This window comes from Streptomyces sp. HUAS 15-9, from assembly GCF_025642155.1.
Classification (GTDB): Bacteria; Actinomycetota; Actinomycetes; order Streptomycetales; family Streptomycetaceae; genus Streptomyces.
On sequence record NZ_CP106798.1, the window covers coordinates 2,319,851 to 2,334,007 of the forward strand.

16 protein-coding genes are annotated in these 14,157 nt (G+C 71.8%); 4 read left to right on the plus strand and 12 right to left on the minus strand.

What is annotated here, in order from left to right; genetic code table 11:
• Positions 1-6: 6 nt before the first annotated feature.
• The 9 genes from N8I87_RS10620 to hisD form a co-directional block, all read right to left on the minus strand.
• Positions 7-594, minus strand: coding sequence for an ArsR/SmtB family transcription factor (locus tag N8I87_RS10620; protein ID WP_263207682.1), 588 nt, complete (start codon positions 592-594; stop codon positions 7-9).
• Positions 595-734: 140 nt separating this feature from the next.
• Complete coding sequence (gene hisF, locus N8I87_RS10625) at positions 735-1,490, minus strand: imidazole glycerol phosphate synthase subunit HisF (protein WP_263207684.1); 756 nt, start codon at positions 1,488-1,490, stop codon at positions 735-737.
• A gap of 54 nt (positions 1,491-1,544) precedes the next feature.
• Entirely contained in the window at positions 1,545-1,934 is a 390-nt protein-coding gene (locus N8I87_RS10630; RefSeq protein WP_263207686.1) for a RidA family protein, read from the minus strand.
• Positions 1,935-1,950: 16 nt separating this feature from the next.
• A complete protein-coding gene (priA, locus tag N8I87_RS10635; RefSeq protein WP_263207688.1) occupies positions 1,951-2,682 on the minus strand; it encodes a bifunctional 1-(5-phosphoribosyl)-5-((5-phosphoribosylamino)methylideneamino)imidazole-4-carboxamide isomerase/phosphoribosylanthranilate isomerase PriA in 732 nt (243 codons plus the stop codon).
• Positions 2,679-3,320: an imidazole glycerol phosphate synthase subunit HisH gene (gene hisH, locus N8I87_RS10640; RefSeq protein ID WP_263207691.1), complete on the minus strand. Its 642-nt coding sequence runs from the start codon at positions 3,318-3,320 to the stop codon at positions 2,679-2,681. The genes priA and hisH overlap by 4 nt, the downstream gene beginning before the upstream one ends.
• Positions 3,320-3,484: a hypothetical protein gene (locus tag N8I87_RS10645; RefSeq protein WP_263207693.1), complete on the minus strand. Its 165-nt coding sequence runs from the start codon at positions 3,482-3,484 to the stop codon at positions 3,320-3,322. Before N8I87_RS10645 ends, hisH begins: the two co-directional genes overlap by 1 nt.
• Before the next feature lie 3 nt (positions 3,485-3,487).
• Positions 3,488-4,081: an imidazoleglycerol-phosphate dehydratase HisB gene (gene hisB / locus N8I87_RS10650; protein WP_263207694.1), complete on the minus strand. Its 594-nt coding sequence runs from the start codon at positions 4,079-4,081 to the stop codon at positions 3,488-3,490.
• Positions 4,078-5,187 carry a histidinol-phosphate transaminase gene (locus N8I87_RS10655; RefSeq protein WP_263207697.1) on the minus strand — a complete coding sequence of 370 codons (1,110 nt, stop codon included), beginning with the start codon at positions 5,185-5,187 and terminating at the stop codon, positions 4,078-4,080. Before N8I87_RS10655 ends, hisB begins: the two co-directional genes overlap by 4 nt.
• Positions 5,184-6,509, minus strand: coding sequence for a histidinol dehydrogenase (hisD, locus tag N8I87_RS10660; RefSeq protein ID WP_263207699.1), 1,326 nt, complete (start codon positions 6,507-6,509; stop codon positions 5,184-5,186). Before hisD ends, N8I87_RS10655 begins: the two co-directional genes overlap by 4 nt.
• 196 nt (positions 6,510-6,705) lie before the next feature.
• Here hisD and N8I87_RS10665 point away from each other — a divergent pair, with 196 nt between their 5' ends.
• From N8I87_RS10665 to ybaK, 4 genes are all read left to right on the plus strand, one after another.
• Positions 6,706-8,283 (plus strand): oxidoreductase, encoded by a 1,578-nt coding sequence (locus tag N8I87_RS10665; protein WP_263207701.1) that lies wholly within the window; start codon positions 6,706-6,708, stop codon positions 8,281-8,283.
• Positions 8,284-8,431: 148 nt separating this feature from the next.
• Complete coding sequence (locus tag N8I87_RS10670; RefSeq protein ID WP_263207703.1) at positions 8,432-9,481, plus strand: hypothetical protein; 1,050 nt, start codon at positions 8,432-8,434, stop codon at positions 9,479-9,481.
• Positions 9,482-9,490: 9 nt separating this feature from the next.
• Positions 9,491-10,231 (plus strand): LON peptidase substrate-binding domain-containing protein, encoded by a 741-nt coding sequence (locus N8I87_RS10675; protein WP_263207705.1) that lies wholly within the window; start codon positions 9,491-9,493, stop codon positions 10,229-10,231.
• 13 nt (positions 10,232-10,244) lie between these two features.
• Complete coding sequence (gene ybaK / locus N8I87_RS10680; RefSeq protein ID WP_263207707.1) at positions 10,245-10,757, plus strand: Cys-tRNA(Pro) deacylase; 513 nt, start codon at positions 10,245-10,247, stop codon at positions 10,755-10,757.
• A 738-nt stretch (positions 10,758-11,495) separates the two neighbouring features.
• On the opposite strand, the gene N8I87_RS10695 is transcribed toward ybaK, so the two are convergent.
• The 3 genes from N8I87_RS10695 to N8I87_RS10705 form a co-directional block, all read right to left on the minus strand.
• The gene (locus tag N8I87_RS10695; RefSeq protein WP_263207709.1) at positions 11,496-12,164 is read right to left on the minus strand and encodes an AAA family ATPase; all 669 of its coding nucleotides are present in this window, start codon (positions 12,162-12,164) and stop codon (positions 11,496-11,498) included.
• Positions 12,165-12,198: 34 nt separating this feature from the next.
• Positions 12,199-13,032: an ABC transporter permease gene (locus N8I87_RS10700; RefSeq protein WP_411577371.1), complete on the minus strand. Its 834-nt coding sequence runs from the start codon at positions 13,030-13,032 to the stop codon at positions 12,199-12,201.
• Positions 13,033-13,095: 63 nt separating this feature from the next.
• Positions 13,096-14,070, minus strand: a complete 975-nt coding sequence (locus tag N8I87_RS10705) for an ABC transporter ATP-binding protein (RefSeq protein WP_263216380.1) — start codon at positions 14,068-14,070, stop codon at positions 13,096-13,098.
• Between the last annotated feature and the right edge of the window lie 87 nt (positions 14,071-14,157).

The following is a 14,157-nucleotide window of genomic DNA, read 5'->3' on the forward strand; positions in this document are numbered from 1 at the left end:
ATCCTCTCAGACGCGGAACGGGAAGCCGTACATGTGCAGCGCGACGTGCTCGCGCCCTTCGGTGTCGCCGGCGGCCTCGTGGGCACACCCCTGCTCGTCGTAGCGCTTGACCAGATCGTGCAGGTCCTTCTTCAGCTCCGCGAGCTCCCCGGCGGTCAGCCTCAGCAGCGACTCGGAGTCGTGGGCGGCACCGTTCCACTCCGGGCCCCAGTGGGCGCGCTCGTCCAGATACGTCCGGTACATCTCGGCGCGCTGGTCCAGGAACAGCCGGGAGGCCGCGAGATGCGCCGCCACTTTCTCGGGCGCGTCCTGAAAGTCCTCGTCGCGGACGGAGACGCCGTCGGAGGCCGGTCGCCACCAGCGCTCTCGACCGTCCGCGCTGCGCGGCTCGGCCTCCTCGACAAGACCGTGCTCGGCGAGCTTGCGCAGGTGGTAACTGACCAGTGAGACGGCCTCGTCGACCTGCTCGGCGAGCTGTGAGGCGGTGGCCGCCTCGGCGACGAACAGCAGCCGGTAGAGCTTCATACGCAGCGGATGCGCGAGTGCCTTGAGCGTGCCGACATCGGTGATCCGCCGGTTCTCCTTGCTTGCCATGGGCACGACTGTAGATACGAAGGAAAAGTTGCACAATAGATTTTGCGCAACTTCTTTTGCACAACTTCTCTTTCGTAATGGCGCATGAAGAGGCCCCGGCGGCAGCCCGCCGGGGCCGGTGTGCGCGTACGTGTGACGCGCTAACGGACGGGGTGGCCCGCCTCGCGCAGGGTCTGCTTGACCTCGGCGATGCGCAGGTCGCCGAAGTGGAAGACCGATGCCGCCAGGACCGCGTCCGCGCCCGCTGCGATTGCCGGGGGGAAGTGGGCGAGGCGGCCGGCGCCGCCGGAGGCGATGACCGGGACCGTGACGTGCTTGCGTACGGCCGCGATCATCTCCAGGTCGTAGCCGTCCTTCGTGCCGTCCGCGTCCATGGAGTTGAGCAGGATCTCCCCCGCGCCCAGCTCGGCGGCCCGGTGCGCCCATTCGACGGCGTCGATGCCGGTGCCCTTGCGGCCGCCGTGCGTCGTCACCTCGAAGGAGCCGCTCTGCGTGCGCCGCGCGTCCACCGACAGGACCAGGACTTGGCGGCCGAAGCGCTCCGCGATCTCGCGGAGCAGGTCGGGGCGCGCGATGGCCGCCGTGTTGACGCCGACCTTGTCCGCGCCCGCGCGGAGCAGCTTGTCGACGTCCTCTGCCGTGCGCACACCGCCGCCGACCGTGAGCGGGATGAACACCTGCTCGGCGGTGCGGCGCACCACGTCGTACGTCGTCTCACGGTTGCCCGAGGACGCGGTGATGTCCAGGAACGTCAGCTCGTCGGCACCCTCGGCGTCGTACACCTTCGCCATCTCGACGGGGTCGCCCGCGTCGCGCAGGTTCTGGAAGTTGACGCCCTTGACGACCCGGCCGTTGTCCACGTCCAGGCAGGGAATGACTCGGACCGCCAGGGTCATGACTCCAGGCTCCTCTTGGTGCTTCTGGTCGACTAGTGCCTCTAGTCAACGCCTCTAGCCTCTGAAGGCTTCCAGTTCCACTTCGACCAGGATGCGTGGATCGACGAAGCCCTCCACGACCAGCAGGGTCGAGACGGGGCGCACGGCGTCGAACAGCTCCTTGTGGGCCCGGCCCACCTCGTCGACGTCCCGCAGATGGGTCAGGTATATCCGGGTCCTGAGCACCGACTCGGGACCGAGCCCGAACTCGGCGATCGATTCGAGCGCGCTGGTGAAGGCCACCTTGGCCTGCTCGTACGGGTCGCCCTCGCCGTACAGCACCCGGCCCCGAAAGGCCGTCGTACCGGCCACCAGCACGCGGTCACCCGCCGCGACGGCACGTGCGAAACCGAAACTCTCCTCCCAGGGGCTGCCGCCCTGCACGCGCCGTACGGCATCGCTCATGACACTGTGTCCGATTTCAAGACGTAGCCTCCAAGGCCTCTTCCAGTGTGAACGCCTTCGCGTACAGGGCCTTCCCGACGATGGCGCCCTCGACACCGAGGGGTACCAGCTCGGCGATGGCCCGCAGGTCGTCCAGGGACGACACACCGCCCGAGGCGACGACCGGCCGGTCTGTCGCCGCGCACACGTTCTTCAACAGCTCCAGGTTGGGGCCCTGGAGGGTCCCGTCCTTGGCGATGTCCGTGACGACGTAGCGGGCGCAGCCCTCCTTGTCGAGGCGCTCCAGCGTCTCGTAGAGGTCGCCGCCGTCGCGGGTCCAGCCGCGGCCGCGCAGGGTCGTACCGCGGACGTCGAGACCGACGGCGATCTTGTCGCCGTGCTCGGCGATGACCCTGGCGACCCACTCCGGGGTCTCCAGGGCGGCCGTACCGAGGTTCACGCGCGTGCAGCCGGTGGCCAGGGCGGCGGCCAGGGTGTCGTCGTCACGGATGCCGCCGGACAGCTCCACCTTGATGTGCAGTTCCTTCATGCGCTCGGCGACCCCGGCGATCAGCGCGCGGTTGTCGCCGGTGCCGAACGCGGCGTCCAGGTCGACGAGGTGCAGCCACTCGGCGCCCGAGCGCTGCCAGGCGAGGGCGGCCTCCAGAGGGGAGCCGTAGGAGGTCTCGGTCCCGGACTCGCCGTGCACAAGACGGACGGCCTGTCCGTCCCGGACGTCGACGGCGGGGAGGAGTTCGAGCTTGCTCACAGTGTTCCGATCCAGTTGGTGAGGAGCTGGGCTCCGGCGTCGCCGGACTTCTCGGGGTGGAACTGCGTGGCCCACAGGGCGCCGTTCTCCACGGCGGCCACGAAGGGCTTGCCGTGCGTCGACCAGGTCACCCTGGGCGCGTGCATGGCGGTGTTGTGCGTCTCCAGAGTCCAGTCGTGGACGGCGTAGGAGTGCACGAAGTAGAAGCGCGCGTCCGCGTCCAGGCCGGCGAACAGCTCGGAGTCGGCGGGCGCCTCGACGGTGTTCCAGCCCATGTGGGGCACGATCTCGGCCTGGAGCGGCTCGACCGAGCCGGGCCACTCGTCGAGGCCCTCGGTCTCCACGCCGTGCTCGATGCCGCGCGCGAACAGGATCTGCATGCCGACGCAGATGCCCATCACCGGCCGCCCGCCGGACAGCCGACGGTCGATGATCCAGTCCCCGCGGGCCTCACGCAGACCCTGCATACAGGCGGCGAAGGCGCCGACGCCCGGCACCAGCAGGCCGTCGGCGTTCATGGCCGCGTCGAAGTTGCGCGTTATCTCCACGTCGGCTCCCGCGCGCGCGAGGGCACGCTCGGCGGAGCGGACGTTGCCGAAGCCGTAGTCGAAGACCACGACCTTCTTCGGCGCGCTCATCAGTTCCACACCTCCAGCCGCAGCACACCCGCGACCAGACACATCGCCGCGCCGATCGAGAGCAGCACGATCAGGCTCGTGGGCATCTTCTGCTTGACGAAGGAGATGATGCCGCCGACCAGGAAGAGGCCGACGAGGATCAGGATGGTGGACAGACCGGTCATGGCTTACAGCGCACCCTTCGTGGACGGCAGAATGCCCGCCGCGCGCGGGTCACGCTCGCTGGCGTAGCGCAGTGCCCGCGCCAGCGCCTTGAACTGGCACTCCACGATGTGGTGTGCGTTGCGCCCGTAGGGCACGTGCACATGCAGCGCGATCTGTGCCTGGGCGACGAAGGACTCCAGGATGTGCCGGGTCATCGTGGTGTCGTACTCGCCGATCATCGGCGCCATGTTCTCGGGCTCGGTGTGCACGAGGTACGGGCGGCCGGACAGGTCGACGGTGACCTGGGCGAGGGACTCGTCCAGCGGCACCGTGCAGTTGCCGAAGCGGTAGATCCCCACCTTGTCACCGAGCGCGTGCTTGAAGGCGGCGCCCAGCGCGAGGGCGGTGTCCTCGATGGTGTGGTGCGAGTCGATGTGCAGGTCGCCGTCGGTCTTCACGGTCAGGTCGAACAGACCGTGCCGGCCGAGCTGGTCGAGCATGTGGTCGTAGAAGCCGACGCCTGTCGCGATGTCGGTCCTGCCGGTGCCGTCGAGGTCTATCTCGACGAGGACCGACGTCTCCTTGGTGGTCCGCTCCACTCGTCCAACGCGGCTCATGCGTCCAGCTCCTTCTTCACGTCACGTACCGCGTCGAGGAACGCGTCGTTCTCCTTGGGGGTTCCGGCGGACACCCGCAGCCACCCCGGTACGCCGGTGTCCCGGACCAGGACACCCCGGTCGAGAATCCTCTGCCAGGCGGTGTGGGCGTCCTCGAACCGGCCGAACTGCACGAAGTTCGCGTCGGACTCCGTGACGGCGTAACCGATCGCCAGCAGCTCGCTCACCAGCCGGTCCCGCTCCGACTTGAGCTGCTCGACGTACTTGAGCAGCGTGTCGGTGTGCTCCAGGGCGGCCAGCGCGGTCGCCTGGGTGACCGCCGACAGGTGGTACGGCAGTCGTACGAGCTGTACGGCGTCCACCACCGCCGGGTGCGCGGCGAGATAGCCGAGCCGCAGACCCGCCGCCCCGAAGGCCTTCGACATGGTCCGCGACACGACGAGATGCGGCCGGCCTTCGAGCAGCGGCAGCAGCGAGTCGCCGTGGCTGAACTCGACGTAGGCCTCGTCCACGATCACCATCGACGGCCTGGCCGCCTGCGCCGCGTCGTAGAGCGCGCGCACCGTCTCGGGCGGGACCGCGTTGCCCGTGGGGTTGTTGGGGGTGGTGATGAAGACGACGTCGGGCCGGTGCTCGGCGATGGCACGCTCGGCCGCCGCGGGGTCGATGGTGAAGTCCTCGTTGCGGGGGCCGGAGATCCAGCCGGTGCCCGTGCCGCGCGCGATGAGCGGGTGCATCGAGTACGACGGCTCGAAGCCGATCGCCGTACGACCCGGCCCGCCGAAGGTCTGCAGCAGCTGCTGGATGACCTCGTTGGAGCCGTTGGCCGCCCAGACGTTCGCCATGCCGAGCGGGTACTTGCCCGTCTTCGTCAGGTAGGCCGCCAGCTCGGTGCGCAGCTGGACCGCGTCCCGGTCGGGGTAGCGGTTCAGATTGCGGGCGGCCTCGCGCACCCGCTCCGTGATCCGCTCGACCAGCGGCTCGGGCAGCGGGTACGGATTCTCGTTCGTGTTCAGCCGTACGGGGACGTCCAGCTGGGGCGCGCCGTAGGGGGACTTGCCGCGCAGCTCGTCCCGTACGGGGAGATCGTCGATTCCGAAGCTCACTTGCTCGTCGGTACCTTCCACCCGAACCTTGCCTTGATCGCCGCGCCGTGCGCAGGCAGGTCCTCCGCCTCCGCCAGTGTCACCACGTGGTGCGCCACCTCGGCCAGCGCGTCCTTCGTGTAGTCGACGATGTGGATGCCGCGCAGGAAGGACTGGACGGACAGGCCCGAGGAGTGGCAGGCGCAGCCGCCGGTGGGCAGGACGTGGTTGGAGCCTGCCGCGTAGTCGCCCAGCGAGACTGGCGCCCAGGGGCCGATGAAGATCGCACCGGCGTTCTTGACCCGGTCGGCGACCGCGGCCGCGTCCGCCGTCTGGATCTCCAGGTGCTCCGCGCCGTACGCGTCGACCACCCGAAGGCCCTCTTCGACGCCGTCGACCAGCACGATCGCGGACTGCCTGCCGCGCAGCGCGGGGACGATCCGGTCGTCGATGTGCCTGGTGGCCGCGATCTGCGGCTCCAGTTCCTTCTCCACCGCGTCGGCCAGCTCGACCGAGTCGGTGACCAGCACGGCCGCGGCGAGCGGGTCGTGCTCGGCCTGGCTGATCAGGTCGGCGGCCACGTGCGCCGGGTCGGCGGTGTCGTCCGCGAGGACGGCGATCTCGGTGGGGCCGGCCTCCGCGTCGATGCCGATCCTGCCGGTGAAGAAGCGCTTGGCGGCGGCGACCCAGATGTTGCCGGGGCCGGTGACCATGTTGGCGGGCGCGCAGGACTCGGTGCCGTACGCGAACATCGCCACAGCGGTGGCGCCGCCCGCGGCGTACACCTCGTCGACGCCGAGCAGCGCGCACGCGGCGAGGATCGTCGGGTGCGGCAGGCCGCCGAAGTCCGCCTGGGCCGGTGAGGCCAGCGCGACCGATCCGACGCCCGCCTCCTGCGCGGGCACCACGTTCATGATCACGGAGGAGGGGTAGACGGAACGGCCGCCGGGCGCGTACAGCCCGACGCGCTCCACGGGCACCCACTTCTCGGTCACCGAGCCGCCGGGCACGACCTGGGTCGTGTGGGTCGTACGGCGCTGGGCGCGGTGCACGAGACGGGCGCGCCGGATGGACTCCTCGAGGGCGGCGCGCACGGCCGGGTCGAGGGACTCCAGGGCGTCGGCGAGCGCCTGCGCCGGGACCCGTACGGATTCGAGCCGTACGCCGTCGAACTTCTCCGCGAAGTCGATCAGCGCCGCGTCGCCCCGATGATGCACGGCTTCGCAGATCGGACGCACCTTCTCGAGGGCGGCCTGAACGTCGAAGTCGGCTCGGGGCAGCAGGTCGCGCAGGGCGGGTCCCTCGGGAAGGGCGTCGCCGCGCAGATCGATTCGGGAGATCACAGCCTCAATTCTCGCAGACCGGCGTCGGCCGTCGTCCGCGCGTATCAATGGCTGATACAGAACGTGGCCGGAACCCGGAAGATCCGCTTCACGTCTGGCGTTCGGGATGTCACTCAGCGGGCATGAACGGTTGTACACAGTTGCGACTCGCGAGTAGGTGGGAAAGCCGCGAGCAGGTGAGAAAGAAGGAAGAGCAGTGACCGAGGGGGCCGGCCTGCGCGCCGGGGACCTGCCGGACGATCTGACCGCCGCCGAGGCCGGCATGTGGCAGGCCTTCCGCAACGGCAGTGTGTACGACCTGAGCAGCGGGGACGCCGTGGTGGACGACCCGCACGGCGGTCACCCCTGGGGACCGGAGCGGACCGTGCGGGCGAGGATCGTGTGCTGGCTGCTGCTGGACGGTCCGCCCGCGCTGGCCGGCCGCGTGTCCTCGCTGAAGCTCGTCGGCGTGCGCGTCACCGGCGCCCTGGACCTGGCGGGCGGCACGGTCATGCCGTATCTGGAGCTGCGGGACTGCCGTTTCGACCAGGAGGTCCTGCTGCCGGAGGCCCGCTTCACGACCGCGCGGTTCGTGAACTGCTCGGTGCCCCGGCTGGAGGCGGCCCGGGTGCACACCGAGGGCGATCTGCATCTGCCGCGCTGCCGCTTCCACAACGGCGTCCGGCTGACCGACGCGCACATCGGCACGGATCTGCTGCTCAACCAGGCGATCGTGTACCGGGACCGCAGCGGCCGCTCGATCGCCGGGGACGGGATGACCGTGGGCCAGGACTTACAGGCGGAGCTCCTGGAGTCGCACGGTGAGCTGAGCCTGCGCGGCGCCAAGATCGGGGTCTCGCTGAGCCTGCGCGGCGCCCGGCTGCTCAACCCGTACTCGCGGCTCGCCCTGAACGCGCCCCAGCTGACGGTCGAACGCACGCTGTATCTGACCCCGGCCGGGGTGGGCAGCCCGCTGCTGAGCGGCACGACTCCCGCGCGCGGGACGCGGATCCAGCGCTTCGAGTGCCAGGGCGGGGTACGGCTGGACGACGGGCGGTTCGGCGACGCGGTCGACCTGGAGCGGGCGCGGTTCACCTTCACCGACGACCAGGAGCTGTCGCTGCGCCGGGTGCAGACGCCCGAGCTGCGCTTCCTCGGGGACGCGCCGCAGCGCGGCAAGGTGGTGCTGTCGGGCGCGCGGACCGTCAACCTCGTGGACCGCGCGGCCGGCTGGCCGGGGCCGGGCAATCTGCATATGGGCGGCTTCGCGTACGAGAACCTGGTGCCGCAGGGTCCGTTCCCGCTGAACCGGCGGCTGGAGTGGGTGGCGGCGGCGACCGCCGAGTACAACCCGGAGCCGTACGAGCGGCTCGCCACCGTGCTGCGCGGTGCCGGCGAGGACGAGGACGCCCGCGAGGTGCTGCTGGCCAAGCAGCGCCGGCGCCGCGAGACGCTGCCGCTGGCCGCCAAGCTGTGGGGGTACGTCCAGGACTGGACGGTGGCCTACGGCTACCGGCCGGGCCGGGCGGCCGTGTGGATGGCGGTGCTGTGGGCGGCGGGCACGCTGGCCTTCGCGCACGCCGGGCATCCGCCGATGAACCCCGGCGGGCACCCGGTCTGGAACCCGGCGCTGTTCGTCCTCGATCTGCTGCTGCCGGTGATAGACCTCGGCCAGGTGGGGCAGTGGCAGCTGCGCGGCGGCTGGCAGTGGCTGTCCGCGGCGATGATCCTGCTGGGCTGGATCCTGGCGACGACGGTGGCGGCGGGGGCGACACGGCTGCTCAGACGCGGCTAGAACGCCCTCGGGGCTGGCCGGGCCTGCCCTGTGACAGGTACTCAACAGGGGTGGAACAGCCACCTTTTACCCGGCCTTGACCGATGAGCGTACAACTTTCCCCTGGTTGGGCACACCCCCTGGCGCGTCCCGGACCTGCGGACTTTCAATGGTCGACACCATGGCTCTGCTGCCCGCTTTCATCCGCCCCACCCGGATGAAGAGGATCGCCCCGCTCCCGGCCGCACCGCCGGCCGATGACGAGGTGCTGCTCGACGCGCCCGACGACCGCCTGGGCCCCGCCCTCGTCGCGGCCGGAAGGGGCGAGTTCCGTGCCGCCGCCGAGCTGCTGGCCGCCACCCGCGCGGCCGCCGAGTGGGAGAACCGCGACCGCTACACGCGGTGCCTGGCCGCCTTCGCCCGCTCGCGTGCCGAGTGGTTCGAGGAGTGGCGCGGGCAAGCACCGGACGACCCCGGCGCGCTGCTGGTCGGGGCCCAGCTGGCGGTGGACCGCGCCTGGCCGTCACCGGCCCGCGTCGAGCTGCTGCGCAACGTCAGCCCGCTGATCACGGCCGCCGCGCGCGCCGACGACCGCGACCCGGTGCCGTGGCGGATCGCGCTGGACCACGCACGCGGCTCGAAGGCCGGGCCCAAGTACTTCGAGGAGCTGTGGGGGGCGGCGGTCCGGCGCGCCTCGCACCACTACGGCTGTCATACGGCGGCGCTGCGCTATCTGGCCGCCTCCTGGCACGGCTCCCACCGCGAGTGCTTCGACTTCGCCGACCTGGCCGCGCAGGACGCACCGCCGGACTCGCTGGTCCAGGCGCTGCCCGTGCGGGCGGCCCTCGGCTATCTGACCGACGACTGCGGGGCCGAGGTGGCGCGTGAGCGGCTGGACGCGGCGGCCGACCGGGCGATCGCGCTGTCCGCCCGGTTCCCGGGGGCGGACCCCTGGCCGGCCGCGATCCGCAACAAGCTCATGTACGTCCTCGTCACGCTGGACCGCCGACAGGACGCCCTGGCCCAGCTGCAGCTGATCGGCCCGTACGCCACGTCCTTCCCCTGGGACCGGCTGTCGGACGACCCGCTGGGCCACTTCCTGCGGCTGCGCGCCGAACTCCTGACGACGGTCCGCCCGGCGCCACGGACACGGCTCGACCCGGGCCCCGGGCGCCCACGGACCGGGCACGGCGGACATGCCCACGCCGGTGACCATTAGGGTGGCGCCGTGACCACCGTCCGTCTCCCCCTCTTTCCGCTGAACTCGGTGCTGTTCCCGGGGCTCGTGCTCCCTCTGAACGTCTTCGAGGAGCGCTATCGCGCCATGATGCGCGAACTGCTGAAGACCCCCGAGGACGAGCCGCGCCGGTTCGCCGTCGTGGCGATCCGCGACGGCCACGAGGTGGCGCCGAGCGCACCGGGCATGCCGGACCCGACGGCCATGCCCGAGCGCGGACCGGCGGCGGGCTTCGGCACCGACCCGGCCAAGGCCTTCAACGCGGTGGGCTGTGTGGCCGACGCGGCGACCATCCGGGAGCGGGCGGGCGGCACCTTCGAGGTGCTGGCGACCGGTACGACCCGGGTGCGGCTGCTGTCGGTGGACTCCTCGGGCGCGTTTTTGACGGCCGACCTGGAGGAGCTGCCGGAGGAGCCGGGCGACGAGGCGGGCGCGCTGGCGGAGGGGGTGCTGCGCGCGTTCCGGCAGTACCAGAAGCGTCTGGCGGGCGCGCGGGAACGGTCCCTGTCCACGAGCGCGGAACTCCCGGACGAACCGGCGGTGGTCTCCTATCTCGTGGCGGCGGCGATGATGCTGGACACCCCGACGAAGCAGCGTCTGCTCCAGGCCCCGGACACGGCCTCCCGCCTGCGGGACGAGCTGAAACTCCTTCGCTCGGAGACGGCCATCATCCGTAACCTGCCGTCGTTGCCGGCGTCGGACCTGACGCGCGGCCGGACGAGTCTGAACTGAGGCCGGAACCTCGATGGCGAAGAATCCGAAGAAGCCGAAGAAGCAGCAGCAGTCCGGGGGCACCCCCGCGACGGTGGCGCTGACGGCCGCGGGCGTGGACTACACGGTCCACGCCTACGACCACGACCCCGGCCACCCCTCCTATGGCGAGGAGGCGGCCGAGGCGATGGGTGTCTCCCCCGACCGGGTCTTCAAGACACTGGTGGCGGACGTGGACGGCAGGCTGACGGTGGCCGTGGTCCCCGTGGCGGGCTCCCTGGACCTCAAGGCCCTGGCGACGGCCGTCGGGGGCAAGCGGGCGGCGATGGCGGACCCGGTCCTCGCCGAGCGCACGACGGGCTATGTCCGCGGCGGCATCTCCCCGCTGGGCCAGCGCAAGAAGCTCCCCACGGTCCTGGACGAGTCGGCCTCGGCGCACACCACGATCTGCGTGTCGGCGGGCCGCCGCGGTCTGGAGGTCGAGCTGTCCCCCGCGGACCTGGCCGGCCTCACCGGGGCGACGCTGGCCCCCATCGGACGCGTTTGACCTCTCGACGGACGCCCTTTCCTCGGTTAAGTACGAGGAACATGTCGAAGAAGACCCGGAAACGCAAGTGGCGCATCAAGAAGGGCCGCTCGAACCACGGGAGGCGCCCGGCGTAGCAGCCGACCCCCAGCACCGGCCGACCCGACCGAGCCTGCCCGGCGCTGGGGGACGAGCCGCCTCGGGCCGCCGGAACGGGGCGCCTCAGCACCCTGGACGGACGGCCGAACGCACGCCGGGAACGGCGCCTGAGCACCCTGCGCAGGCGGCGCCACGTACGGCCCCTGCAGGTACGGGCCCTCCTCGTACGGGTCCGGGCCCCGCGGGCCCAACAGTGCCGTGAGCCCGAGGTGCACCACCAGCGCGGCCGCCGGCCAGGCCGGCAGCGCACCCTTCGCCCCCGCCTTCAGCGGCCCCGGCCCGCACGACCCAGCCCGCCCAGCGCTGGAGAACGAGACCGCTCGGGCCAGAACACGCGCCCCCGAAACGCTCGAACCCCCTACGCAGGCGGCGCCGCGTACGGCCCCTGCAGGTACGGGCCCTCCTCGTACGGGTCCGGGCCCCGCGGGCCCAACAGTGCCGTGAGCCCGAGGTGCACCACCAGCGCGGCCGCCGGCCAGGCCGGCAGCGCACCCTTCGTCCCCGCCTTCAGCGGCCCCGGCCCGCACGACCCAGCCCGCCCAGCGCTGGAGAACGAGACCGCTCGGGCCAGAACGCGCGCCCCCGAAACGCTCGAACCCCCTACGCAGGCGGCGCCGCGTACGGCCCCTGCAGGTACGGGCCCTCCTCGTACGGGTCCGGGTCCCGTGGGCCGAACAGCGCCGTGAGGCCGAGGTGCACCACCAGCGCGGCCACCGGCCAGGCCAGCAGCGCGCCCTTCGTGCCCAGCTTCAGCGGTGCCGAGAAGGTCACGCCCTTGCCGGCCTCCTTGGCGTGGGCGAGGACGTTCTGGGTGGGCCCCAGCCACACCCCGAGCCGCCAGGCGAGCAACGCCCCGAGCAGCCCGCCGACGGTCAGCGCCACCACCAGCGGCACACCGCCGCGCCGCCGCAGCAGGAAGACGACGACCGCGCTGACCGCTCCGAAGGCCAGGGCGAGCAGCGTGAACGTTCCGTCCACCCCGATCGCCTGCTCCCCCTCGGTGTCCTTGATGTAGACGACCCAACCCCGGCCCACCTGGTCCCCGACCAGCGGCACATGCGGAGCCAGCCACAGCCACAGCAGACCGAGCAGCACCCCGCCGAGCGCCATCGCCACCGTGATCACGGCCGCGTCGCGCACTTCGGTCTTCATTCCGGGACCGTCCTGTTCGTACGCGCCTCCTGCCGCCCCGGCGGGCGGCGGCGCCTGCCAGGTCTGGTGCGGAGACTGGTCGTGCGGCGGCGGAGGCGGAGTCAGCGGTGCGGTCACCCTGACATCGTGCCAGGTCGGGCCGTGCGGCGCGTCACCGGACGGCGGCCCGCCGGTACGCCCAGGTGGCGGCGGCCAGCGAGACGACCCCGACGGCGGCGCACACGCCCAGGTCAACGACGACGAACGCCCAGTCAGGATGCGCCCCGAAGGTCCGCGCATAGGCGTCCACGCCGTACGTCGAAGGCAGCAGGTCCCGGGCCAGCCGCACGATCTCCGGCATCTTGTCGGGCGGCAGCACACCGAGCAGCAGCGCCGCCGACATGCCCAGCTGACCGAGCAGCGTGGCCAGTTCGAGCCGCGTCGAGAGCAACCCGAACGCGGCGCCGAGCCCGGCGAGCGCGGCACCCGCCAGCGGGATCACGGCCACCAGGATCCAGAGGTTGGTCAGCGGCAGTCCGAAGAGCACACAGCCGAACCCGGCCGTCACCAGCGTTCCCGGCACGGTGAAGGACGCGTACGCCCCCGCCGCCCCGAGCACCACCGACGCGGGTGGCACCGGCAGCGTCGCGTAGTGGTCGAGCCCGCCGCCGGCCCGCAGCTGCCCGAAGTACTGGGAGAGCAGGTTCAGCGCGACGTACGCCACGACCACGACCGACGAGCCCGCCACCACGAACTGGGCCTGGACGCGGGTGTCCACCACCCCGCGCATCATGACCATGATGCCGATCGACTGAAAGGTCGCCACGAACAGCAGCGGGATCCGCGCCACCCGCGCGCGGGACAGCTGCGCCCTGTACACGGCGGCCAGCGACGGCCACAGCCTGGCGGCCGGCGCCAGTTCGGCCGGGCCCCGCGCCGGGCCCTTCGCCGGCCCCTTCACAGCCCCGGCACCGCCCTGCAGAACCTCGGCGGGTACGACACTCACCTGGAACCGCTCCTCTCCGCCATGGATCTCACGCCGTCCGCTACGCATACGGCTCTCCACCGCTCACGCCTTCACCAGCCCCTGCCGTGCGGCGCCGCCGAGCGCCAGATACACGTCCTCCAGGCTGGGTGTGGCGAGCGTGAAGTCGTCCAGGGCGGCGAACGCGGCCCCGCCGGTCACCGTGGCGACAGCGGCGCGGGCCTCCTCGGGAGCCAGCCGCAGGGTCCAGCGGCGGCCGGCCTCCACGGCCCGCTCCCGCAGCCGGGCGACCTCGGGCACCTCCAGCGGCGCGCTCTCCCGCCAGACCAGCTCGACGCGCACCTCGCCGTCGACCAGCTCCTTGAGCCCGGCCGGCGTGTCACAGGCGATGACCCGGCCCCCGTCGATGACGGCGACCCGGTCGAGCACGGTCTCGGCCTCGATGACGTTGTGGGTGACGAGCAGCACGGTCGTGCCGCGCTCGGCGCGCCGCCGGTCGACGGCCGTCCACACGGCGCGCCGGGCCACCGGGTCCATGCCGGTGGTCGGCTCGTCGAGCACGAGCAGCGGCCGCTCCCCGACCAGCGCGGTGGCGAAGCAGGCGAGCCGCCGCTGCCCGCCGGACAGCTTCTTCAGCGCCCGGCCGGCGATCGGGGCGAGCCCGAGCTCGTCGAGCACGGCGTCCCGCTCGGCCCGCGCCCGTCCGAGGTCCAGGCCGCGCAGCCGTGCGGTGGTCTCCACGGCGAGGGAGACCGTCAGCTCGTCGAGGGCGGTGGATTCCTGGCCGAGGTAGGCGAGGATGCGGGAGGCCCGCTCCGGGTGGCGCACGATGTCGTGGCCGAGGATCTCGACGCTGCCGGCGTCGGGCCGCAGCAGCCCGGTCAGCTGGCGTACGAGGGTGGACTTGCCGGCCCCGTTCGGCCCGAGCAGTCCGAAGATCTCGCCGCGCCGGACGTCCAGCTCCACCGCGTCGGTGGCCCGCACCTCGGGCGCGTCCGGCACCCCGCGTCGTCCGCGTACGGCCGCGTAGGTTTTGGTCAGTCCACGCACCGCGCACACGACGTCACCGGAATACCGTGGAGCCTGGGCCGAGCGCGTGTTCACAAAACACGAGAGTACGTGGTCCGGAACCCTTGCTCGCCCCTG

Excerpts from the sequence above, each read along its gene's own strand:
- N8I87_RS10620 (WP_263207682.1), bottom strand. The coding sequence starts at position 594 with ATGGCAAGCAAGGAGAACCGGCGGATCACCGATGTCGGCACGCTCAAG.
- N8I87_RS10645 (WP_263207693.1), bottom strand. The coding sequence starts at position 3,484 with ATGACCGGTCTGTCCACCATCCTGATCCTCGTCGGCCTCTTCCTGGTC.
- hisF (WP_263207684.1), bottom strand. The coding sequence starts at position 1,490 with ATGACCCTGGCGGTCCGAGTCATTCCCTGCCTGGACGTGGACAACGGC.
- ybaK (WP_263207707.1), top strand. The coding sequence starts at position 10,245 with ATGGCGAAGAATCCGAAGAAGCCGAAGAAGCAGCAGCAGTCCGGGGGC.
- N8I87_RS10670 (WP_263207703.1), top strand. The coding sequence starts at position 8,432 with ATGGTCGACACCATGGCTCTGCTGCCCGCTTTCATCCGCCCCACCCGG.
- hisB (WP_263207694.1), bottom strand. The coding sequence starts at position 4,081 with ATGAGCCGCGTTGGACGAGTGGAGCGGACCACCAAGGAGACGTCGGTC.
- N8I87_RS10630 (WP_263207686.1), bottom strand. The coding sequence starts at position 1,934 with ATGAGCGATGCCGTACGGCGCGTGCAGGGCGGCAGCCCCTGGGAGGAG.
- hisH (WP_263207691.1), bottom strand. The coding sequence starts at position 3,320 with ATGAGCGCGCCGAAGAAGGTCGTGGTCTTCGACTACGGCTTCGGCAAC.